Source organism: Nocardioides sp. GY 10127 (genome assembly GCF_004919085.1).
Lineage (GTDB): Bacteria > Actinomycetota > Actinomycetes > Propionibacteriales > Nocardioidaceae > Nocardioides.
This window is the reverse complement of the sequence record NZ_STGL01000006.1, coordinates 485,133-505,659: the sequence shown is the minus strand read 5'-3', so window position 1 is coordinate 505,659 and position 20,527 is coordinate 485,133. Positions and strand designations below refer to the sequence as shown.

Sequence of the window (20,527 nt, the reverse complement as noted above, 5' to 3'; positions counted from 1 at the left end):
CAGCCTGATCAGAGGAGGTTTCTCGGTTGTGTGAGCGAGGGTTCTCAATTACTTGTAATAAGGATGTCGCGGGTTCGACTCCTGTCACCGGCTCCGCCGGCAGCACCCCCGCACCGCGTCCCACGCGGCGCAGGGGTGCCTGCGCGGTGCCGCGCTCAGGCCGGCACGTGGGCCGTGAGCGCCGCGGTGACCACCTGGTTGCGGACGGCGTAGCCGGCCGCCGTCATGTGCCTCCCGGTGGTGTCGGAGCTGAGCCAGAGCCCCGACTCGTCCCTGCCGTCGTGGATCGCGGCGTCCATGTCGTACCCCAGCAGCGTGAGGTCGGTGCGCTCACCGGCGATCGTGTCGAGCAGGGCGTTGAAGCGTCCCACCGCGTCGGCCATGTCGACGTCCGGGCTGAAGACCAGCCCGGGCCACAGGACGACGTAGTCGGACCGGTCACCCGAGGCGATCGCGTCGAGCACCTCGGTGATGTGGGTGCGCCACTGGCTGTCGGTCGCGTTCCGCTCGTTCGCGCCGAGCGGGACGCACCAGTAGCGCGGGTCGAAGCCGTCGTCGCGCCACGAGGAGATGACCTCCAGCGAGGACGTGCCGGCGGTGTCGGCGCTGATCGGTCGCCCGATCAGGCCGTCCACCCGGGAGCCCAGGAAGCGGGCGTCGGCCAGCGACTCCGCCACCGCGTCGGAGTCGTCCTGGTAGGTCAGCGAGTCGCCCACGAACCCGATCGGGCCGAGGTCGGTCGTGCCCGAGCCGGACGAGCCGGACGACCCGGCGCTCGAGGCGGTGAGGGTCTGGAGCGAGCCGCCGGAGAAGCCCGACCAGCTCACGGGCGTCCACACCCCGGGCAGCGCCACGGGCGTCCCGATCTTCACCGAGTCGACCAGCAGCGTGGCCCCGTCGGGCGCCGTGAGCGCGCCGACGCGGAACCGCGGGACCCGCCCGCGGGTGTAGGCCCCCACGAGGTGCGCCACCATCGCGCCGGAGGCGTCGTAGACGCGCAGGCGCTGACGGGCGGTGGTGCCGGGCTCGACCGTCCACCGGAACAGGTACTTCCGGCCGACGCTCAACCGCCAGGTCGTCGTGGCGACCGTGACGGAGGAGTCGCGCAGGCACAGGGTGCGGTCGGTGTTGATCCGGACGTAGGCCGCCTGCTGGCCGCGGGCGGTGCCGAACGGGTAGACCGGCACGTCCCCCGGGCTGCGCAGCTCCAACCACGCGGAGAGCTCGATGGCGTCGCTCTGCGGCTGGGAGAAGGTGTAGGTGAGCTGGCGGTAGTGGGTGGCCTTCGACAGCCTCGCGCCCTTGCCGGCGGCGAGCCCGGCGCTGACGACCTGGAAGTCGTCGTCGGCGTAGTTACCCTCGCTCTTCCACCCGGTCGGCATCGTCGCCGACGCGAGTCGCGTGCCCACGGCGAAGCCCTGGAACGTGAGCGAGGTCGTGGCCGGCCCGCCGCCCTTGACCGGGGTGTTGTCGGTGTCGTCCGGGTCGGGGTCGACGACCGTCTCGCCGACGATCCAGCCGTCGGAGACCCGGACGTTGTCCAGGTCCAGGCTGGTCCCGTCGACGTCGGTGAGCAGGCCGAAGCAGGCCAAGCTCCAGGACGTCGCGGTCATCGCGCCCGTGAGCTCGTCGAGCAGGACGTCGGAGGTGTCGTAGACCCGCAGCGTCTGCGAGACGCCCGGCTCCACCCGCCACTCCACCCGGTAGGTCGTGCCGACCTCCAGGAGGCCGGCGTCGGAGGAGTCCACGGCCTCGGTGCCGTCGCGCAGGGCGACGCGGCCGCTGGCGTTGACCCGCCAGGACGCGAGGCTCTCCGAGCCGTTCGCGGTGGTCACGCCGACGACGTTGATCTGCCCGGGCAGCGCCCGCAGCGTCAGGTCGCACGACAGGACGCGGGCCTCGGTCTCGCCCGGGTCCGAGTACTGGAGCCGGCGCAGCGAGGTGGAGTCGACGAGGCTGACGCCCTGGGCCGAGTCCACGGCGGCCGACGTGGAGACCACGAAGTTGCGCCCGGTGCCGTAGGAGGACCAGCGGTTGGCCAGGCCCGGAGGGGCCCCGACCGTGTCGTCCTCGAAGCCGAGGAAGGACAGGACAGTGGTGCTCACGGCCCGGCCCTCAGGCGGTCGGCTGGACGAAGAGGTCGACCCCGTCGACGGCGGCGGCCGGGGCGGCAGCGCTGCCGCTGGGGTCGTACCAGAGGACGGTCACCGTCTCGTCGGAGACCGGACGGGCGGGCCAGCCGGAGCCGGCCGACCAGCGGACGCAGGGCATCGCATCGAGGCCGGCGACCGCCGAGGCGACGGCCTTGTCCACGGCCTTCGCGACCGCGGAGTCCACCAGGTCGGCGACGGCGTCGGCGTCCAGGTAGCCGGTGAGCGCCTTCCAGCGGGACTTGCCGTCGCCGATCTTGAGGACGCGGGTGCGGACGTCGAGGCCCGGCTCGCCCTGGGCGAGGACCGGGTTGACGCGGTTCCAGCGGCGCGTGGTGCCGCGACGGAAGCGAATGGTGGCCACAGTGGTGCTCCGATCTACAGGCGTGGTGGTGGGTGCGCGCTCAGGGCGTGCCGCCGTCGAGGTCCTCCTCGACGGCCGCCTGTGCGGACTGGGGGGCGAACGGCAGGGCGAGCGTCGCGCCACCCAGCAGGGTGGCCAGGACGCGGCGGCGCGAACGCGGGGCGGGCTGCTCCTCCGACACGGTCGTTCTCCTTCGACGGTGTGCGACGACCCGCCGGTCGGCGGGTCGGACACATCGCAGCGCCTGGGGGGCGTCAGGCGAAGCAGGACCGGGTTTTACTCACCAATTTCGGGTAGGGCTCCGGGGCCGCCTGGGAAGCGGCGGTGATGATCCGGTGAGCAGTCGGTGACCCGGCTGTGCCGGCGAGCGTCAGCGCAGTCGCGTGGCGGCCGCGGTGCGCGGCGGGTCGGCGATCGCGTCCTGCGCGTCGACCAGGCGGATCTCGCGGCTGCCGGCGGCCAGCGTCGCCTCGAGCACCGCCCGCACGCTGGACGTGGTCCGCTCGAGCGCCCGGGCGGCCGAGCGCGTGCCGTGCCAGTGGGCCAGGAAGAGCGCGGCCGTGACGTCGCCGCAGCCGTTGGGCGCGATCGGCAGCCGGGGCGTGGTGACCAGCCAGGCGCCCTCGTCGTCCACGGCCACCACGTCGAGGTGGTCGGGGGCGGTCTCGCGGGTGAGCACCGAGGTGACGAGCACCGTCCGCGGCCCACGGGCGCGCACGGCGTCCACCGCCTCGAGGAGCTCCTCGCGGGTGCCCACGCCGTCGCAGGTCGTGGCCCCGGCGAGGAAGTCGAGCTCGAAGTGGTTGGGGGTGAGCAGGTCGGCGGCGGGGACGACCTCGTCGCGGATGAGCTCGGGCAGGCCGGGGCGCACGAACATGCCGCGCCCGACGTCGCCCATCACCGGGTCGCAGCAGTACACGGCCCCGGGGTGGACGGCCTTCACCTTCGCGACGGTCTCCAGCACCACCGCGGCCACGCCCGGGTCGCCCTGGTAGCCGGACAGCACGGCGTCGGCGTCCCCGAGGACCCCGCGGTCCTCGATGCCGGCGACGACCTCGCGGACGTCCTCGGCCGGCAGCACAGGCCCGCGCCAGGCGCCGTAGCCGGTGTGGTTGGAGAAGTGCACCGTGAGCACGGGCCAGACGTCGTGACCGAGCCGCTGCAGGGGGAACACGGCGGCGGAGTTGCCGACGTGGCCGTAGGCGACGGACGACTGGACCGACAGGATGCGCACGGCGTCATCCTCCCGCACGGTCGGCGCGGTGCCGCTGTCCGGCCCGGCCGGGGCGGGCTAGGTTCGAGGTCGTGAGCGAGATGACCTACCGCCCGCTGGGCGACTCCGGCCTCGTGGTCAGTGCCGTCGGCATCGGCTGCAACGCGTTCAGCCGGCGCGTGGACCTCGACGGCGTGCGCGACGTCCTGGACGCCGCGACCGACTGCGGCGTGACCCTGCTCGACACCGCCGACATCTACGGCAACCCGCCGGGCGGGTCCGAGGAGCTGCTGGGGCAGGCGCTCGCGGGGCGCCGGGACGACTTCGTCCTCGCCACCAAGTTCGGCATGGACATGCAGGGCGCCAACGGCGCCGACCACGGCGTCCGCGCCTCCCGCCGCTACGTCCGGCGCGCGGTCGAGGCGTCCCTGAGGCGGCTGCGCACCGACCACATCGACCTCTACCAGCTGCACCGCCCCGACCCCGTCACCCCGATCGAGGAGACCCTCTCGGTGCTCACCGACCTCGTGCACGAGGGCACGATCGGCTACCTGGGCTGCTCGAACTTCGAGGCGCGGCAGGTCGCGGACGCCGAGTGGACCGCCCGCTCGGCCGGCCTCGAGCGCTTCGTCTCGGTGCAGAACCAGTACTCGCTGCTCGACCGCACCGTCGAGGCCGAGGTCGTCCCCGCCTGCGAGCACTATGGGCTGGGCCTGCTGCCGTTCTTCCCGCTGGAGCGGGGCCTGCTCACCGGCAAGTACCGCCGCGGCGAGGGTGCCCCCGCCGGCTCCCGGGCCGCGGCCGAGCCCGAGCGCTCCGGCTGGCTCGGCGAGGCGGACTGGGACCGGATCGAGGCGCTCGAGGCGTTCGCCGCCGCGCGCGACGTCTCCGTCCTGGACGTCGCGATCGCCGGCCTGGCCGCGCAGCCCGGCGTGGCCTCGGTGATCTCCGGGGCGACCTCGGGCGCGCAGGTGCGGGCCAACGCGGCCGCGCTGCGCTGGGAGCCGACCGAGGCGGACCTCGTGGAGCTCGACCGGATCACCGTCGGCTGAGGCGCCCCGACCGGCGGCGGCTCAGGCCACCTGGAGACTGCGCTTGGACAGGCCCATCCAGAACTCGCCCGTGCTGCCGATGACCTGCTCGCCGGGGGTGCCGGCGTCCGAGGCCGCGCCGAGGGTGACGAAGAGGGGGGAGTAGTGCTCGACGGTCGGGTGTGCGTAGGGCATGCCTGGCGCGACGTCCTTGAACCGTGCCAGCTCGTCCACGTCACCGCGCGCCATCGCCTCGCCGGCCCAGGCGTCGAACTCCTTGGACCAGCCGGGGGCCTGCGCCTCGATCCGGAAGTCGCGCAGGAACGGCAGGCCGTGGGTGAGGAAGCCGGACCCCATGACGAGCACGCCCTCGTCGCGCAGCGGGCGCAGGCGGCGGCCGATCTCGAGCAGCCGCTCGGGGTCGTGCGTGGGCAGCGACATCTGCAGCACCGGGACGTCCGCCTCGGGGTACATGATCTTCAGGGGCACCCAGGCGCCGTGGTCGAGCCCGCGGGAGCGGTGCTGGTGCACGGTCTCGGTGTCGGCCATCATCGCCGCCACCTGGTGGGCCAGCACGCTCGCGTCGGGCGTGCGGTACTCCATCCGGAAGTAGCGCGGGTCGAAGCCGCCGAAGTCGTAGACGAGCGGGACGCCGCTGGCCGACAGCGTGATCGGCGCCGACTCCCAGTGGGCGCTGACGATGAGGACCGCCCGCGGGCGCGGCAGGTCGGCGGCCCACGCGCGGAGCTGGCCGGACCACACCGGGTCGTCGAGCAGCGGCGGGGCGCCGTGCCCGATGAAGAGGGCGGGCATCCGACCGTCGGGGGCGGACTGCGGGTCGATCGTCTGCGTCATCACGACCACCTGAACGTTGTTGACAGTTCAAGTTAATCCCGGGACGGCCCTCCCGTCCAGCCGTGCGCCCCGCTGTGCCCGTCAGCCGGCCGCGTGGTCCAGCGGCAGCCGCCAGTCCACCGGCTCCCCGCCGGCTTTCACCAGCATCCGGTTGACCTGCGAGAACGGCCGGGACCCGAAGAACCCCCGCGACGCCGAGAGCGGCGAGGGGTGCGCCGAGCGGACGCAGGGGACGCCACCGAGCATCGGCTCGAGGGACTGCGCGTCGCGGCCCCACAGGACGGCGGCCAGCGGGCCGCCGCGCTCGACGAGCGCCTCGATGGCCCGCTGGGTCACCGCCTCCCAGCCCTTGCCCCGGTGCGACGCGGGCTCGCCGGGGCGCACGGTGAGGCAGCGGTTGAGCAGCATGACGCCGGCGTCGGTCCACGGCGTGAGGTCGCCGTGGCGGGGCACCTCGATCTCGAGGTCGTCGCGCAGCTCGGAGTAGATGTTGACCAGGCTGCGCGGTAGCGGCCACACGTCCCGGTCCACGGCGAAGGAGAGGCCGATGGGGTGGCCGGGGGTGGGGTAGGGGTCCTGGCCCACGATGAGCACCCGGACGTCGGCCAGCGGTGCGCGGAAGGCGCGGAACACGTCGTCGCCGGCCGGGAGGTAGCCCCGACCGGCCGCGATCTCCTCGCGCAGGAAGCGGCCCATCGCCTCCACCTGGGGCTCCACCGGCGCGAGCGCCGCCGCCCAGTCCTCGGCCATGAGGCCCTTCTCGACCAGTCCCGCCAGCGCGCCCATGCGGCGACGGTAGCCAGCCGGTTCAGTCGAACGGCGGGCGGGTGCCGCCCGCCAGCCCCCGGGACGAGCCCGAGGAGTAGCGGCGGCTCGGGTTGGACCCGATCGCGTCCTTGGAGGCCGTCCCCCGCGGCGCGGCCTTCGCGGGGGCGGCCTTCTTGGCGGTCGTCTTCTTGGCCGCTGCCTTCTTGGCGGCTGCCTTGTCGGCTGTCGCCTTCTTCGCGGCCGCCTTCCTGAAGGACGCCGGCGCCGGCATCGGGTCCGTGGAGGCGAACCACTCGTCGAGCACCGGCCACGTGCCGACCGCGGCGCCGCGACCGGTCAGCTGGCCGAGGTGCCCGCCGGGCACGATCTCCCAGCGCGACTCGACCTCGCGCCCGCGCGCGGCGACGAGGGCGTCCACGAGACCCCGGACGGCGTCGGGGGGCACGATCGCGTCCGTGGCGCCCGACAGCGCCAGCACCGGGGCCCGGACGCCGGACAGGTCGGTCGCCGGGCCGTCGTCCCGCACGAGGGGTCCGAGGAGCCGGTGGAAGACCTGGCCGTAGGTGCGCCCGCCGTAGGCGTGCTCGTCCTCCCGCGGCCCGGCCGCGGCGGCCCGCAGGGCCTCCACCGCCTCGAGCTGGGCGAGGAACTCGGGGTCGTCGAGGCGGCTGACGACGGTGAGCGGGGTGCCGACGACCCGGTCGACCAGCGGGCTCTCGAGCGCCGCGCGGGCCACGGGCACGGTGGCGCCCACGCCCGAGGCGACCTTCCACCCGACGCGCACGGCACCCTCGGAGGCGGCGAGGATCGGTCGGGGCGGCACCGAGAGCGGCACGTGCTCCAGCGACCAGGGGGTGCCGAGCGTGGTGACCGAGGCGACCCGGTCGGGGTCGGCGGCCGCAGCGAGGACCGCGAGCGCCCCGCCCAGCCCCCAGCCGAGGAGGTGCACGGTGCCGGTGCTCGAGGCGACCGCGGCCGTCGGCAGGCAGCCCAGCACCGCCGTCAGGCGCTCGGTCAGCGGCACGCCGGTGTCCCAGGGCTCGGGCAGCTCGACCAGGAAGGTCGCCCGCCCGCCGTCCAGGAGGTGCCCCACCAGGGAGCAGCCGCGGCGCAGGTCGTAGACCCGCGCGGAGGCGCCGGGGGGTGCGACCAGGACGACGGGGGCGCCCGTGCTCGTGGCGCCGCCCTCGTAGCGGGAGACGATCCCGCCCTCGGGCGTGGCCGCCAGCACGGCGGCGTCGTGCGCCCGCAGGTCGGCGAGGCCGCGCCCCGCCAGCGGGCCGACGGGGAGCCGGCCCAGCGCCAGCCGGGTCAGCGAGCCCGCCGCGGTGAGGAGCTGTCCGGGGGTGGGCAGGACATCCATGGGCGCTCCCGTCTCGTGGGGCCGGTCCGGGCCGGGGTGCCCGGGCCTGCTGTGTCGCCGGCGGCGCGGCCGGGGCCGACCGCCGTGGCCAACGTACCCGCGTCAGGCGGTCGGGCGGACCGCCTTCGCGTGCGTCTCGACCTGCGCGAGGGCGGCGAGGAAGGAGTCCGCCCACGCCTTGACGTCGTTCTGCGTGACCGTCCTGCGCATGGCCTTCATCCGCTTGGCCGCCTCCTTGTCGGAGGCGTCGTAGGCGTCGCGCAGGGCCTGCTTCATGCCGTTGATGTCGTGCGGGTTGACCAGGTAGGCCTGTCGCAGCTCGTCGGCGGCGCCGGCGAACTCCGAGAGCACCAGCGCACCGTCGTTCTCGAACCGGGTGGCGACGTACTCCTTCGCGACCAGGTTCATGCCGTCGCGGTACGGGGTGACGACCATGATGTCGGCCATCCGGTACAGCGCCGCCATCTCCTTGCGGGGGTAGGAGGAGTGCAGGTAGTGGATCGCCGGGCGGCCGATCTCGCCGAGGTCGCCGTTGATGCGGCCGACGAGGCGCTCGATCTCGTCGCGCAGGATGCGGTACTCCTCCACCTGCTCGCGCGAGGGCACGGCGACCTGGACGAAGACGGCGTCCTCGACGGAGAAGTGGCCCTCCTTCATCACCTCGGCGAACGCGCGGAGGCGGGCGAAGATGCCCTTCGTGTAGTCGAGCCGGTCGACTCCGAGGAACACGGTGCGGGGGCTGCCGAGGGCCTCGCGGATCTCGTCGGCGCGCGCCTCCACCTCGGGGTCGCGCGCCATGTCCTCGAAACCCTTGGCGTCGATGGAGATGGGGAACGCGGCGGCGCGCACGGTGCGCCCGTCGGGCAGGTAGACGAGGTCGCGGTGGGTCTTGTGGCCGACGCGCTGGCGCACGAGGCGGACGAAGTTCTGGGCCGCGCCCGGCAGCTGGAAGCCCACGAGGTCGGCGCCCAGGAGGCCCTCGAGGATCTGTCGGCGCCACGGGAGCTGCTGGAAGAGCTCGGCGGGCGGGAACGGGATGTGCAGGTAGAAGCCGATGCGGAGGTCCGGACGCAGGGTGCGGAGCATCTGCGGGACGAGCTGGAGCTGGTAGTCCTGCACCCACACCGTCGCGCCCTCGGCGGCCAACGAGGCCGCCTTCTCGGCGAAGCGCTGGTTGACCCCCACGTAGGCGTCCCACCACTCGCGGTGGAACTCCGGCTTCACGACGACGTCGTGGTACAGCGGCCACAGACAGCCGTTGGAGAAGCCCTCGTAGAAGAGCTGGATCTCCTCGGCGCTCATCGACATCGGCGCCAGGTCGAGGCCGTCGGCGGAGAACAGCTCCTCGTCGCCGTCGGTGCCTCCCGGCCAGCCGATCCACACGCCGTGGTTGCTGCGCATGACCGGCTCGATGGCCGTCACCAGGCCGCCCGGGGAGGTCCGCCACCCGTTGCTCCCGTCCGGCAGCTTGATCCGGTCGACGGGGAGACGGTTGGCCACGATCACGAGGTCGAACACGCCCCCACCCTAGTCAGACGGCGTGCCGAGGCGTCCCGCCCGGCCGGGTGCCCCCGGCGCGGGGGTGCGTCGGGGACGCCTCGGGGTGGTCAGTCGGCGGGGTCGTCCGGGAAGCGGACGCCGGCCAGCGCCCGCGCCTCGTCGAGGGTGCGCATCACCGCGAGCGTCCGGGCGTGCGGCACCAGGGGGCTCTCGGTCTCCCCGGCCGCCAGGCAGCGGGCGACCTCGCGCAGCTCGTGGGTGTAGCCGGTGCCCAGCGGCGGCTCGGCCGGGACGATCTCCTCCGGGGCGACCTCGAGGGTGCTGTCGTTGTCGGAGCCGTCCGGCACGGGCGTGAACCAGGCGCGGGACGGGTGGTGGAACTGCCCCTCGAAGGTGATCCGGCCGCGGTCGGTGGCGATCGCCGCCGCCTGGTCGGACCACGACGTCATGGACGCCGACGAGGTCGACAGCGCGCCGTCGGCGTGCCGGGCGGTCACCACGACGTCCAGGTCGATGCCCCGCTCCGAGAGGTCGGCCGTGGCCGTGAGCCCCACGGGCTCCCCGAGCAGGAGGTGGGCGAGGGTGAGGGGGTAGATCCCCATGTCGAGCAGGGCGCTGGCGCCCAGCGCCGGGTCGAGCATCCGGTCGCCGGGCTCGGCGTCGACCCGGAACCCGAGCTCCCCGCGGACGTGGCGGGGCCGGCCGAGCTCGCCGGTGGCCAGCCGGGCGGCCACCGCAAGGACGACCGGGTGGCACGCCGTCCACATGGCCTCCATGAGGAAGAGGCCGCGCTCGCGCGCCAGCGCCACCATCTCCTCGGCGTCCGTGGCCCGCAGGGCCACCGGCTTCTCGACCAGCACGTGCTTGCCGGCCTCGAGCGCGAGCCGCGCGTGCTCGAGGTGGAAGGCGTGCGGGGACGCGACGTAGACCACCTCGACGCCCGGGTCGGCGACCAGCGCCTCGTAGGAGCCGTGGGCCGTCGCGCCCGGCGCGTGCTCGGCGGCGAAGGAGGCGGCCGATTCGGCCGAGCGCGAGCCGACTGCGACCATGCGGTGCTCCGGCAGCAGCGCGAGGTCGTCCGCCACGGTGCGGGCGATCTTCCCGGTCGCGAGGAACCCCCAGCGCAGGGGGTCGGCGGGCGTGGCGGCGGGGCGGGGGTCCATGGGCCCAGCCTGCCCCACCGTGGTTCGCCGGGGCCTCGCCCGAGGGGCCGCCTGCCGGGGCCGGCCGCAGGGGCCGACACGCGTCCGATCGGCGATCCGCTTAATCACAAGCGTGTAAGTCCGATCGGGTACCGTGAAGCGGACGGGCCGCGGAAGCGGTCACAGCCTGCTCACCAGCAGCAACAGTCACATCAGCACCACTCGTCACACGGGAGATTCGTCGCATGGAGCCTCAGCGGGACGCCGCGCAGCCTCTCGGAGGCGACGCGCCCTCTCTCAGCCAGCGCGACCTGGAGATCCTCGAGTTCGAGCGGCTCTGGTGGAAGTACGCGGGCGCCAAGGAGACGGCGGTCCGCGAGAAGTTCGGCATGAGCTCCACCCGGTACTACCAGGTGCTCAACGCGCTGATCGACCGGCCCGAGGCCCTCGAGGCCGACCCGCTGCTCGTCCGCCGGCTGCGCCGCATGCGAGCGGCCCGCCAGCGTCAGCGCTCCGCCCGCCGCCTCGGCTTCGAGATCTGAGGCCCGCGGTGCGCGACTCCCGAGGAGCCGTCCTCCCCACCCCCGTCCTGCTGCTCTCGCTCGTGGCGCTCGTCATGGCGGGCGTCGCCTGGGTGACGACCACCGGCTCCGGCTCCGACGAGGAGGACATCACCCCGGCCGCGGCCGGCGCCTCGTCGTCCGCGACGGCGTCGGGCACGGCCAAGGCCAAGGCGTCAAGCAGCGCGGACGCCTCGGACGACGCGTCCGCCAGCGCCACCGAGAGCGCGACCGCGACGGCCACGAAGACCGCGAAGCCGGTCAAGCGCGGCCAGGTCTACGTCGAGGTCTACAACAACTCCTCGATCAGCGGCCTGGCCTCCGACGTGGCGGCCAAGGCGACCGCGGTCGGCTGGAACGTCGTCGGCGCCGACAACTGGTACGGGAGCATCCCGTCCAACACCGTCTACTACCCGGCCCGGCTGAAGCGGGCGGCGAAGCTCCTGGCCCGTGACCTGGGCATCAGCCGCGTCGTCCCGGCCTCCGACCCGATGAAGATGGACCGGCTGACGGTCATCCTCACCGGCGCGCTGAGCTGAGCCACCTGCCCGTCCGGAGGGCGGGGCGAAGGCCCTGTGCCAGGCCCTGGGGCGCCCAGCCACCGGTCGCGGGGGGCGCTCTGCGCCAGGGTCGTGAAATCATGGGCCCATGGAGTTCACCTCGCAGGACGGCGAGCAGCACTGGCGTGACGTGCTGGCGGTCCTGGACCGCACCGTCGTCGGGCTCGACTTCGACGGCACCCTCGCGCCGATCGTCGACGACCCCGAGGCCGCCGGCATCCACCCGGACGCCCACGACGCGCTCGTCGCCCTCGCCCCGCACGTGGCGGCCGTCGCCGTCATCACCGGCCGCCCCGCGGCCCAGGTGATCGAGCTCGGCCACCTCGAGGACCTCGCCGACCGCCTCGCCGCGGCCGGCACCGAGCTGTACCTGTTCGGGCAGTACGGCAACGAGCGGTGGCGCGGCAGCACCCGCGACATCGACACCCCCGAACCGCCGGAGCGGCTCCAGGAGTTCGTCCACGCCCTGCCCGACCTGCTCGACACCCACGACGCCGACGGCGCGTTCGTGGAGGAGAAGGGCCTGGCCGTCGCGGTGCACACCCGCCGACTGGCCGAGCCCGAGGCCGCCTTCGACCGCCTCCTCGAGCCGCTCACCGAGCTCGCCGAGGAGCACGACCTGGGCGTCGAGCCCGGCCGCAACGTCGTCGAGGTCCGGGCCCCCGGCGTGCACAAGGGGGACGCGGTCGCCGAGATCGCCGAGGCGCTCGACGCCCGCGGCTTCGTCTTCGCCGGCGACGACCTGGGCGACGTGGAGGCCATGCGGCAGCTCGACGAGCTCGCCGCGCAGGGCCTGGCCACCCTCAAGGTCGCCTCCGCCTCGCGCGAGCAGCAGGCGCTCGTCGAGCTCGCCGACATCGTCGTCAAGGGCCCCGACGGCGTCGTGGACCTGCTCACCCGGCTCGCCGCGGACGCCGCCGAGCGCTGAGCCGCCCCGTCCCCCCGGCCGGCCCGCCGGCGACCCTCAGGTCCGGCCCGTCACGGGCGATGAGGGGACCGGACGCCGTGCGCGGCGTCCGGTCCACGTCCGTATCCCGGTACTCGAGTACGCCATTCGAGACATCGGCACGTACAGTGGGCGACAGCTCTCATCGAGAGGGACCGAGGGAACGGCCCGTCGACGTCCCGGCAACCGCCGCGAACCTCCGCCTCCTGGGCGCCCCAGCACTCCGCTGGGCACCGGGGAACGGATCGTGGAAAAGGTGCTAATTCCGGCCCGGCACGAAGGACGTGCCCGGGGAAGATGAGGAGGAGGTACTCATGAGCGCTGCATACGTCGTCGAGCCCGCCACTGCCCAGGTCGTGGACGGCATGCCCGCCGCCGGCCCCGGCACCGTCCCCGGCGTGCGCGAGGGTGCCTTCGGCAACGCCCGCTCGCTGCTGTGCCGCGAGTGCGGCCACGAGGTCGAGCTCGGCCCCTCCTACGCCTGTCCGGAGTGTTTCGGCCCCCTCGAGGTGGCCTACGACTTCCCGGCCGTGACCCGCGAGGAGATCGAGGCCGGCCCCCGCAACATCTGGCGCTACAAGGCGCTGCTCCCGGTGCCGACCGACATCGAGACGTCCCCCAACACCGAGCCGGGCTTCACCCGCCTGCTCGAGGCCCGCAACCTCGGCCGCGAGCTCGGCATCGAGAAGCTCTGGGTGAAGGACGACTCCACCAACCCGACCAACTCCTTCAAGGACCGCGTCGTCGCCTGCGCCCTCTCGGCCGCCCGCGAGCTCGACGCGAAGGTCTTCGCCTGCCCCTCCACCGGCAACCTGGCGAACGCCGTGGCCGCCGCCGGTGCCCGCGCCGGCATGAAGACGGTCGTCTTCATCCCCTCCAACCTGGAGAAGCCGAAGCAGGTCAACTCGGCCGTCTACACCGACTCGCTGGTCGCCGTCGAGGGCAACTACGACGACGTCAACAAGCTCGCGCAGGAGATCGCCGCCGAGGAGGAGGGCTGGGCGTTCGTCAACGTCAACGTGCGCCCCTTCTACGCCGAGGGCTCCAAGACGCTGGGCTACGAGATCGCCGAGCAGCTCGGCTGGCGCCTGCCCGACCAGGTCGTCATCCCCGTGGCCTCCGGCTCGCAGCTCACCAAGGTGCACAAGGCGTTCCAGGAGCTCATCAAGCTCGGCCTGGTCGAGGCCAAGCCGTACAAGATCTTCGGCGCCCAGGCCACCGGCTGCTCGCCCGTCTCGACCGCCTACAAGGCCGGCGTCGACGCGATCCGCCCGGTCAAGCCGGACACCATCGCCAAGAGCCTCGCCATCGGCAACCCCGCGGACGGCATCTACGTGCTCGACATCGCCCGGGAGACCGGCGGCGCCGTCGACGACGTCAACGACGACGAGGTCCGCGAGGGCATCCTGCTCCTGGCCCGCACCGAGGGCGTCTTCACCGAGACCGCCGGCGGCACCACCGTCGCCGTCACCCGCAAGCTCGTGCAGACCGGCCAGCTCGACACCTCGCTCGAGACCGTCATCATCAACACCGGCATGGGCCTGAAGACGCTCGACGCCGTCTCCGAGCAGGTCGGCCCCGCCGCGACCATCAAGGCCTCCTACGCGGCCTTCGCGGACACCGGCATCGCCTGACCCGCACCCACGCTCACCGGCCACGGGCCCGGCTCCTCGACAGGAGCCGGGCCCGTGCCGCGTCCTGCTGCTTCTTCCGGGGTGCCGCGGGGCGTAGTCGTCACCCCGCGTCGACCTGGGGATCACCCGGCGTTCAGGGTGCGCGGGTAGACCGGAGGACGTGCGTCGCAGTCTCATCGCCGTCGGGGTGGCAGCAGGAGCCGTGGGAGCGGTGAGTGGGGCGCTGGGGGTCGGGTTCCGCCGGCTGCTCCAGGCCCAGGCGGCGAGGGCACGCGCGATCATCGGCAAGCCGCTGGGGGAGGACGCGCTCGACGCCGACCGCGTCTGGAAGCGCGCCTACGGGGACCCGCTGGACCTCCTGGTGCTGGGCGACTCCATCGCCGCCGGGCTGGGCGCCGGCGTCCGCAAGGAGACGCTCGGGGCGCGGCTGAGCAAGGGCCTGGCCAAGCACCTGCACCGCTCCGTCCGCCTGCGGACGGGTGCGGTGGTCGGCTCGGAGTCCTCGGCGCTCGCCGGCCAGCTCGACGCCCTGCCCGACGGCTACCGCCCGCACCTGGCCGTCATCGTCGTGGGCGGCAACGACGTCACCCACCGCGTGCCCGTCCCTGACGCCGTGGCCCACCTCGAGGACGCCGTGCGCCGGCTGCGCGCCCTCGGCGCCGGCGTGGTCGTGGGCACCTGCCCCGACCTCGGCGCGCTGCGACCGGTCCCGCAGCCGCTGCGCGCGCTCGGCTCGCTCGCCTCCAAGCAGCTCGCGTCGGCCCAGGAGGAGGCGGCGCTGCGAGCGGGTGCGCACGCGGTGTCGCTGGGCCAGGTCGTCGGGCCGTTCTTCATCACCAACCCCGACGAGATGTTCAGCCTCGACCGGTTCCACCCCAGCCCCCTGGGCTACCGGCGCACCGCCGAGGCGATGCTGCCCTCGCTGCTGGCCGCGCTGGGGGAGCGGGACGAGGTGCCGTTCGGCCACGCCGCCCCGCCCGTCCGCGAGGGCTGAGGCGGCGCCCCCGGGCGCCCGCATGCCCCCGGGACGTTTGCACTCGCAGGGGTCGAGTGCTAAACATGACGCTGGCACTCTCTACGTGAGAGTGACAGTACCCCCGGGCTGGGGAGCTGAGGCCAGGACGCCGTCGGGAATGGTTCGACGGAGGGTCCGGGTCGTCCGTCGCGGGCAGCGAGCCGGCCCGTCCACCGACTCTTGAAGATGCGAAGGATCGCAGGAGTTATGCCGAAGCTGATTGCATTCGACGAGGAGGCCCGTCGCGGTCTCGAGCGTGGCATGAACACGCTCGCCGACGCCGTGAAGGTCACCCTCGGGCCCAAGGGCCGCAACGTCGTGCTCGAGAAGAAGTGGGGCGCCCCCACGATCACCAACGACGGCGTGTCCATCGCCAAGGAGATCGAGCTCGAGGACCCCTACGAGAAGATCGGTGCCGAGCTCGTCAAGGAGGTCGCCAAGAAGACGGACGACGTCGCTGGCGACGGCACCACCACCGCCACCGTGCTGGCCCAGGCGATGGTCCGCGAGGGCCTGCGCAACGTGGCCGCCGGTGCCAACCCGATGGGCCTCAAGCGTGGCATCGAGGCGGCTGTCGCCTCCGTGTCCGAGCAGCTGCTCGGCATGGCCACCGAGATCGAGACCCGGGACCAGATCGCGGCCACCGCGACCATCTCCGCCGGTGGCGACACCACCGTCGGCGACGCCATCGCCGAGGCGATGGACAAGGTCGGCAAGGAGGGCGTGATCACGGTCGAGGAGTCGAACACCTTCGGCATCGACCTCGAGCTCACCGAGGGCATGCGGTTCGACAAGGGCTACATCTCGGCCTACTTCGCCACCGACATGGAGCGCATGGAGGCGGAGCTCGACGACCCGTACATCCTCATCGCGAACCAGAAGATCTCCTCGGTCAAGGACCTGCTGCCCGTCCTGGAGAAGGTCATGCAGTCCGGCAAGCCGCTGCTGATCATCGCCGAGGACGTCGACGGCGAGGCCCTGTCCACGCTGGTCGTCAACAAGATCCGCGGCACCTTCAAGTCCGTCGCCGTCAAGGCCCCGGGCTTCGGCGACCGCCGCAAGGCCATGCTGCAGGACATCGCGATCCTCACCGGCGGCCAGGTCATCTCCGAGGAGGTCGGCCTCAAGCTCGAGAACGCCGGCATCGAGCTCCTCGGCACCGCCCGCAAGGTCGTCATCACCAAGGACGAGACCACGATCGTCGAGGGCGCCGGCGACGCCGGCCAGATCGAGGGCCGGGTCAACCAGATCCGCGCCGAGATCGAGAACTCCGACTCGGACTACGACCGCGAGAAGCTCCAGGAGCGCCTCGCCAAGCTGGCCGGCGGCGTGGCCGTCATCAAGGTCGGCGCGGCCACCGAGGTCGAGCTCAAGGAGCGCAAGCACCGCATCGAGGACGCCGTGCGCAACGCCAAGGCGGCCGTCGAGGAGGGCATCGTCGCCGGCGGTGGCGTCGCCCTCGTCCAGGCCGGTGCCACGGCCTTCGACAAGCTGGAGCTGACCGGCGACGAGGCCACCGGTGCCAACATCGTCAGGGTCTCCATCGAGGCCCCGCTCAAGCAGATCGCGGTCAACGCCGGCCTCGAGGGCGGCGTCGTGGCGGAGAAGGTGCGCAACCTCCCGTCCGGCCAGGGCCTCAACGCGGCCACCGGCGAGTACGTCGAGATGCTGGCCAACGGCATCATCGACCCCGCCAAGGTGACCCGCAGCGCGCTGCAGAACGCCGCCTCCATCGCGGCGCTCTTCCTCACCACCGAGGCCGTCGTCGCGGACAAGCCCGAGAAGGCTCCCGCGATGCCCGGTGGCGACGGCGGCATGGGCGGCATGGACTTCTGAGTCCAGCCCCACCCGGCTGCTGCACCCGCAGCACTGCACCACCCGCAGCACTGCACCACCCGCACGGCCCCGGTCCTTCCCAGGACCGGGGCCGTGCGGCATTTTGCGGCGGCCCGGGGCCGGGGCCTGACGCGGGTGGGTCCGATGCTGCTGAGTCGGCAGGGGCTGCTGAGCCTGCTGTGCTGGTGCTGCCGGCCGATCCGGCGTTCGGTCCTGGTGGGCACGAGGACCGAACGTCTCCCCGACGTGGCTGTGCACGCTCAGGGGGACCGGGCTGGGGAGGGTTCGGTCCTCACGGAGCACGAGAAGCGGCCGCCTGGCGGCGTTCCGGCCGGTGCCGGCGCGGCTGGGCCTGGTGCTGGCGGGTCGGTCGGGGCCGCTGGGTCGGCGGGTACTGCTGAGCCTGCTGAGGCGCTGCTGCCGGGCGATCAGCGTTCGGTCCTCGCGGGCACGAGGACCGAACGTCTCCCCGACGTGGCTGTGCACGCTCAGGAGGACCCGGCTGCGGAGGGTTCGGTCCTGGTGGGCACGAGGACCGAAGCAGAACAGCCGCGCGGGGCCGGTGCCGGCGCGGCTGGGCCTGACGCGGGTGGGTCTGATGCTGCTGAGTCGGCAGGGGCTGCTGAGCCTGCTGAGGCGCTGCTGCCGGCCGATCCGGCGTTCGGTCCTCGTGGGCACGAGGACCGAACGCCTCCCCGGCGAGGCTGTGCACGCTCAGGGGGACCGGCTGGGGAGGGTTCGGTCCTCATGGAGGACGAGAAGCGGCCGTCGGGCAGCGCTCCGGACGCTTCGCGGGCGTGTGACACTGCACGGGTGAGACCCGGTCGTCGTCTGCCCGCCCTGGCCGCCGCGGGCCTCCTCCTCACGCTCGCCGCCGGGTGCGCCGGGGACGGCGAGCCCACCAGCGCGCCGGCGCCGGCCGCGAGCCCGAGCAGTGGCACGACGTCCGACCCCGCGTCCGACCCCGCGTCCGACCCGGGCGACGGCGCCTCCGGCACCGCCTACCCGGTGGTCGAGCTCAGCCTCGCCGCGGCGAGCGGCCGCTGCGCCGTCCCGACGGCGGCGCGCCTGGCCCTCGCGGACGGCGCCTGGTCGGGCACGGTGACGCAGGCGGGGGACGGGGTGGTCGTCGTCGAGACCAGCTACACCTGGACGGGGCGGCACGCCGGCACGGTGGAGCTCGACGTCCTGGACGACGCGCTGGTGGCCGACGCCCTGCACCTCCGGGTCGGCGACGAGGTGCTGCTCGCGGCCTCCGGGTCGCAGGCGATGGTCTGCGGCTACTCCGGACCCCGCACGCGCGGTCTCGCCCGCCTCTACGAGCGGGCGTTCGGGAGCGACGCGTGACGCAGGGTCTCGGCCCGGCCGCCGATGAGCGCACCGGACGGCTCGGCGGGCTCGTCCTCGCCGCGGGGGCGGGCAGCCGCCGCGGCCAGCCCAAGGCCCTGGCCGCGGACGAGCGGGGCGACTGGCTGCCCCGCGCCACCGCGGTGCTGCGCGCCGCCGGCTGCGACCCGGTCGTCGTGGTGCTGGGGGCCGCCCCCGAGGCCGCGGCCCTGCTCGGCGACGGCAGTCGCGTCGTCGTGGCCGCCGACTGGGCGGAGGGGCAGGGCGCCTCCCTGCGGGCAGGCCTCGAGGCGCTGGGGGCGACCGACGCCGAGGTCGCGCTCGTGACGCTGGTCGACCTGCCGGACCTCACCGGCGCCGTGGCCGCCCGCGTCGCCGGCTGCGCCGACGGCCCGGCGGCCCTGGCCCGGGCCACGTTCGGCGGCCGCCCGGGACACCCCGTGCTGCTCGGGCGCGACCACTGGCCCGGCGTCCTCGCCCTGGCGGCGGGGGACGCCGGGGCCCGGCCCTACCTGGCCGCGCACCCGCCGCGCCCCGTCGAGTGCGGCGACCTCGCCTCGGGGCAGGACGTCGACGGGCCGCCGACCTCGTGACCCGGCCGTTCGCCGACCCGCCGCGCCTCCAGCCGCTGACCCGGGCCCGGGTCGCCGACCTGGGCGAGCCCGGCGCCGCCTGGCACGCCGGGCTGTCGGCGCTGCTGGACGGCCTGGCGCAGCGGTGGGGGCTCACCCTGGGGCGGCCGCTGCCCGGGGGCAGCGCCTCCTACGTCCTCACCGCCACGACCGCCGCCGGGGAGCCGCGCGTGCTCAAGGTGCGCCTCCCGGACCCGACCCTGGCCGACGAGGCGCGGGTGCTGCGGGCGGCGCACGGGTGCGGGTACGCCCGCCTGCACGGGCACGTCGCCGCGGCGGAGCTCGGGGTGGGCGAGGGCGGGGACGCGCTCCTGCTGGAGCACCTCGGCCCGACCCTGGACGCGGCAGGCGGCGCGCCACCTGACCGCCTGCGCGTGGTCGCGAGGACGCTGCGCGAGGCGTGGGCGGTCGAGCCGCCGCCCCTCGTGCCACGGCCCGAGGACAAGGCGGTATCGCTGGCCCGCTCCGTCCGCGAGACCGACGCGCGGCTCGGAGGGGTCACCGACCCCGGGGTGCTGCGGGCCGCGCTCGCCGCCGCGGACCGGCTGGCCGGCTGGGACGGCCCGGAGGTGACCGTCCACGGCGACCCCCACCTCTCGAACCTGCTGAGGGCTCCGGACGCGCGTGGCACGGGCTGGGTCTTCGTCGACCCCGACGGGTTCCCGGCCGACCCCGCCCACGACCTCGGGGTGGCGCTGCGCGACTGGGTCACGACGCTGGCCGAGGCCGGGAGCGGGGCCCGAGCGCTGCACGAGTCCTGGTGCCGCCTCGTGGCCGAGGAGACCGACCTCGACGCCGGGCGCGTGCGCGACTGGGCCCTGCTGGAGCGGGTCTCGACCGGCCTGTACGTGTGCGGGTTCGGGGCGGACCGGGTGGGGAGGCCGTACCTGGAGTCGGCGCGGGCGCTCGTGTGACCGCGGCTGAGCGGGTCAGCGGGCCCGGCGCACCCGGATCGGTCCCTTGGCGGTGGAGGGGTCGACGACGCGTCCGCCCTGGGTGATCTCCACCTGCCCCGCCGCCACGAGCCGGCGCGCGGCCTGGCGTGCGGGCTCCATCAGGTCGCGCCAGTCCTCGCCGCCGACGGCCCGCGCGGCCTCGGAGGGGCAGATCGTGGCTGACGCCGCCCGGGCGGCCAGGAGGTCGGTGATGCTGCGCTCGAGCGCCTCGTCGACCGGCCCGGGTCGGTGCCGACGGCAGGCCGTGGAGCAGTAGCGGACCTGCTCCCAGTCCCGTTCCCACTTCTTGCGCCACTCGATGCGGCGACCGCAGGTGGCGCACGACTTCGGGGGCGGGGTGCTCACGCGCCCAGCCTCACCCGACGCGCCCGTCGTCCGGACCACCCGCCGGTGCGTGGGGCGCCGTGAGCCTCACCCGACGTGGTGAACGTGTGAAGAATGCCCGGATCGGCGTGACATCGGCGGCTCGAGCCCGCAGACTGGGGGGCGCCGACGGGGGAGTCTGCGAGGACGTACCGGGCTGGTTGGTTGCCGAGGGGCCGATCATCCCTGTTCTCGCGAGAGACTGGAGCCCTGCTCTGTGGCGGAGCTCCACGCGGCATCCTTCGGGCCATGTCGTCGACACGGGGGAACGTGCGAGGACGCGTGGCAGGGG

General features: G+C 74.1%; 20 protein-coding genes and 1 riboswitch. Of the genes, 10 read left to right on the top strand and 10 right to left on the bottom strand.

Translation table 11 applies throughout. The features are described 5' to 3' along the window. Nucleotides 1-155: 155 nt before the first annotated feature. The 4 genes from E8D37_RS12460 to pdxY all read right to left on the bottom strand — a co-directional run bounded on the left by E8D37_RS12460 (nt 156) and on the right by pdxY (nt 3,748). A complete protein-coding gene (locus tag E8D37_RS12460; protein ID WP_136570062.1) occupies nt 156-2,105 on the bottom strand; it encodes an SGNH/GDSL hydrolase family protein in 1,950 nt (649 codons plus the stop codon). A 10-nt stretch (nt 2,106-2,115) separates the two neighbouring features. Continuing rightward, nucleotides 2,116-2,514 carry a hypothetical protein gene (locus E8D37_RS12455; RefSeq protein WP_136570061.1) on the bottom strand — a complete coding sequence of 133 codons (399 nt, stop codon included), beginning with the start codon at nt 2,512-2,514 and terminating at the stop codon, nt 2,116-2,118. A gap of 40 nt (nt 2,515-2,554) precedes the next feature. Continuing rightward, complete coding sequence (locus E8D37_RS19880; protein ID WP_168929738.1) at nt 2,555-2,695, bottom strand: hypothetical protein; 141 nt, start codon at nt 2,693-2,695, stop codon at nt 2,555-2,557. A gap of 189 nt (nt 2,696-2,884) precedes the next feature. Further along, nucleotides 2,885-3,748, bottom strand: a complete 864-nt coding sequence (pdxY, locus tag E8D37_RS12450) for a pyridoxal kinase PdxY (RefSeq protein ID WP_136570060.1) — start codon at nt 3,746-3,748, stop codon at nt 2,885-2,887. An 80-nt stretch (nt 3,749-3,828) separates the two neighbouring features. Here pdxY and E8D37_RS12445 point away from each other — a divergent pair, with 80 nt between their 5' ends. Beyond that, nucleotides 3,829-4,779, top strand: a complete 951-nt coding sequence (locus E8D37_RS12445; RefSeq protein WP_136570132.1) for an aldo/keto reductase — start codon at nt 3,829-3,831, stop codon at nt 4,777-4,779. Nucleotides 4,780-4,800: 21 nt separating this feature from the next. Here E8D37_RS12445 and E8D37_RS12440 read toward each other — a convergent pair whose 3' ends face one another. The 5 genes from E8D37_RS12440 to E8D37_RS12420 form a co-directional block, all read right to left on the bottom strand. Next, the gene (locus tag E8D37_RS12440; RefSeq protein ID WP_240770377.1) at nt 4,801-5,613 is read right to left on the bottom strand and encodes a dioxygenase; all 813 of its coding nucleotides are present in this window, start codon (nt 5,611-5,613) and stop codon (nt 4,801-4,803) included. Between the two features lie 81 nt (nt 5,614-5,694). Then, nucleotides 5,695-6,399: a uracil-DNA glycosylase gene (locus E8D37_RS12435; RefSeq protein WP_136570059.1), complete on the bottom strand. Its 705-nt coding sequence runs from the start codon at nt 6,397-6,399 to the stop codon at nt 5,695-5,697. 22 nt (nt 6,400-6,421) lie between these two features. Further along, a complete protein-coding gene (locus tag E8D37_RS12430; RefSeq protein ID WP_136570058.1) occupies nt 6,422-7,744 on the bottom strand; it encodes an alpha/beta fold hydrolase in 1,323 nt (440 codons plus the stop codon). 102 nt (nt 7,745-7,846) lie between these two features. Further along, entirely contained in the window at nt 7,847-9,262 is a 1,416-nt protein-coding gene (locus E8D37_RS12425; RefSeq protein ID WP_136570057.1) for a trehalose-6-phosphate synthase, read from the bottom strand. A gap of 89 nt (nt 9,263-9,351) precedes the next feature. Next, nucleotides 9,352-10,407, bottom strand: coding sequence for a Gfo/Idh/MocA family oxidoreductase (locus E8D37_RS12420; protein ID WP_136570056.1), 1,056 nt, complete (start codon nt 10,405-10,407; stop codon nt 9,352-9,354). A 224-nt stretch (nt 10,408-10,631) separates the two neighbouring features. Here E8D37_RS12420 and E8D37_RS12415 point away from each other — a divergent pair, with 224 nt between their 5' ends. The 9 genes from E8D37_RS12415 (at nt 10,632) to E8D37_RS12375 (ending at nt 19,830) form a co-directional block, all read left to right on the top strand. After that, nucleotides 10,632-10,928, top strand: a complete 297-nt coding sequence (locus E8D37_RS12415) for a DUF3263 domain-containing protein (RefSeq protein ID WP_136570055.1) — start codon at nt 10,632-10,634, stop codon at nt 10,926-10,928. An 8-nt stretch (nt 10,929-10,936) separates the two neighbouring features. After that, nucleotides 10,937-11,485, top strand: coding sequence for a LytR C-terminal domain-containing protein (locus E8D37_RS12410; RefSeq protein ID WP_240770376.1), 549 nt, complete (start codon nt 10,937-10,939; stop codon nt 11,483-11,485). Between the two features lie 109 nt (nt 11,486-11,594). Continuing rightward, the gene (gene otsB, locus E8D37_RS12405; RefSeq protein WP_136570054.1) at nt 11,595-12,434 is read left to right on the top strand and encodes a trehalose-phosphatase; all 840 of its coding nucleotides are present in this window, start codon (nt 11,595-11,597) and stop codon (nt 12,432-12,434) included. 157 nt (nt 12,435-12,591) lie between these two features. After that, nucleotides 12,592-12,756, top strand: a riboswitch (SAM riboswitch). Nucleotides 12,757-12,817: 61 nt separating this feature from the next. Further along, the gene (thrC, locus tag E8D37_RS12400; RefSeq protein WP_240770390.1) at nt 12,818-14,086 is read left to right on the top strand and encodes a threonine synthase; all 1,269 of its coding nucleotides are present in this window, start codon (nt 12,818-12,820) and stop codon (nt 14,084-14,086) included. Between the two features lie 160 nt (nt 14,087-14,246). Beyond that, a complete protein-coding gene (locus E8D37_RS12395; protein ID WP_206055719.1) occupies nt 14,247-15,080 on the top strand; it encodes an SGNH/GDSL hydrolase family protein in 834 nt (277 codons plus the stop codon). Between the two features lie 228 nt (nt 15,081-15,308). Further along, nucleotides 15,309-16,937 carry a chaperonin GroEL gene (gene groL / locus E8D37_RS12390; RefSeq protein WP_136570052.1) on the top strand — a complete coding sequence of 543 codons (1,629 nt, stop codon included), beginning with the start codon at nt 15,309-15,311 and terminating at the stop codon, nt 16,935-16,937. Between the two features lie 813 nt (nt 16,938-17,750). Then, a complete protein-coding gene (locus E8D37_RS12385) occupies nt 17,751-18,284 on the top strand; it encodes a hypothetical protein (protein ID WP_136570051.1) in 534 nt (177 codons plus the stop codon). Continuing rightward, nucleotides 18,281-18,877 carry an NTP transferase domain-containing protein gene (locus E8D37_RS12380; protein ID WP_136570050.1) on the top strand — a complete coding sequence of 199 codons (597 nt, stop codon included), beginning with the start codon at nt 18,281-18,283 and terminating at the stop codon, nt 18,875-18,877. Before E8D37_RS12385 ends, E8D37_RS12380 begins: the two co-directional genes overlap by 4 nt. Beyond that, the gene (locus E8D37_RS12375; RefSeq protein WP_168929737.1) at nt 18,874-19,830 is read left to right on the top strand and encodes an aminoglycoside phosphotransferase family protein; all 957 of its coding nucleotides are present in this window, start codon (nt 18,874-18,876) and stop codon (nt 19,828-19,830) included. Before E8D37_RS12380 ends, E8D37_RS12375 begins: the two co-directional genes overlap by 4 nt. 15 nt (nt 19,831-19,845) lie before the next feature. On the opposite strand, the gene E8D37_RS12370 is transcribed toward E8D37_RS12375, so the two are convergent. Continuing rightward, nucleotides 19,846-20,217, bottom strand: coding sequence for a DUF2256 and DUF3253 domain-containing protein (locus tag E8D37_RS12370; RefSeq protein WP_136570048.1), 372 nt, complete (start codon nt 20,215-20,217; stop codon nt 19,846-19,848). Nucleotides 20,218-20,527: the final 310 nt, after the last annotated feature.

What these genes read in the sequence shown, in the direction of transcription:
- E8D37_RS12445 (WP_136570132.1), top strand. Translation starts at nt 3,829, where the DNA reads ATGACCTACCGCCCGCTGGGCGACTCCGGCCTCGTGGTCAGTGCCGTC.
- E8D37_RS12440 (WP_240770377.1), bottom strand. Translation starts at nt 5,613, where the DNA reads ATGACGCAGACGATCGACCCGCAGTCCGCCCCCGACGGTCGGATGCCC.
- E8D37_RS12435 (WP_136570059.1), bottom strand. Translation starts at nt 6,399, where the DNA reads ATGGGCGCGCTGGCGGGACTGGTCGAGAAGGGCCTCATGGCCGAGGAC.
- E8D37_RS12430 (WP_136570058.1), bottom strand. Translation starts at nt 7,744, where the DNA reads ATGGATGTCCTGCCCACCCCCGGACAGCTCCTCACCGCGGCGGGCTCG.
- E8D37_RS12420 (WP_136570056.1), bottom strand. Translation starts at nt 10,407, where the DNA reads ATGGACCCCCGCCCCGCCGCCACGCCCGCCGACCCCCTGCGCTGGGGG.
- E8D37_RS12415 (WP_136570055.1), top strand. Translation starts at nt 10,632, where the DNA reads ATGGAGCCTCAGCGGGACGCCGCGCAGCCTCTCGGAGGCGACGCGCCC.
- otsB (WP_136570054.1), top strand. Translation starts at nt 11,595, where the DNA reads ATGGAGTTCACCTCGCAGGACGGCGAGCAGCACTGGCGTGACGTGCTG.
- thrC (WP_240770390.1), top strand. Translation starts at nt 12,818, where the DNA reads ATGCCCGCCGCCGGCCCCGGCACCGTCCCCGGCGTGCGCGAGGGTGCC.
- groL (WP_136570052.1), top strand. Translation starts at nt 15,309, where the DNA reads ATGCCGAAGCTGATTGCATTCGACGAGGAGGCCCGTCGCGGTCTCGAG.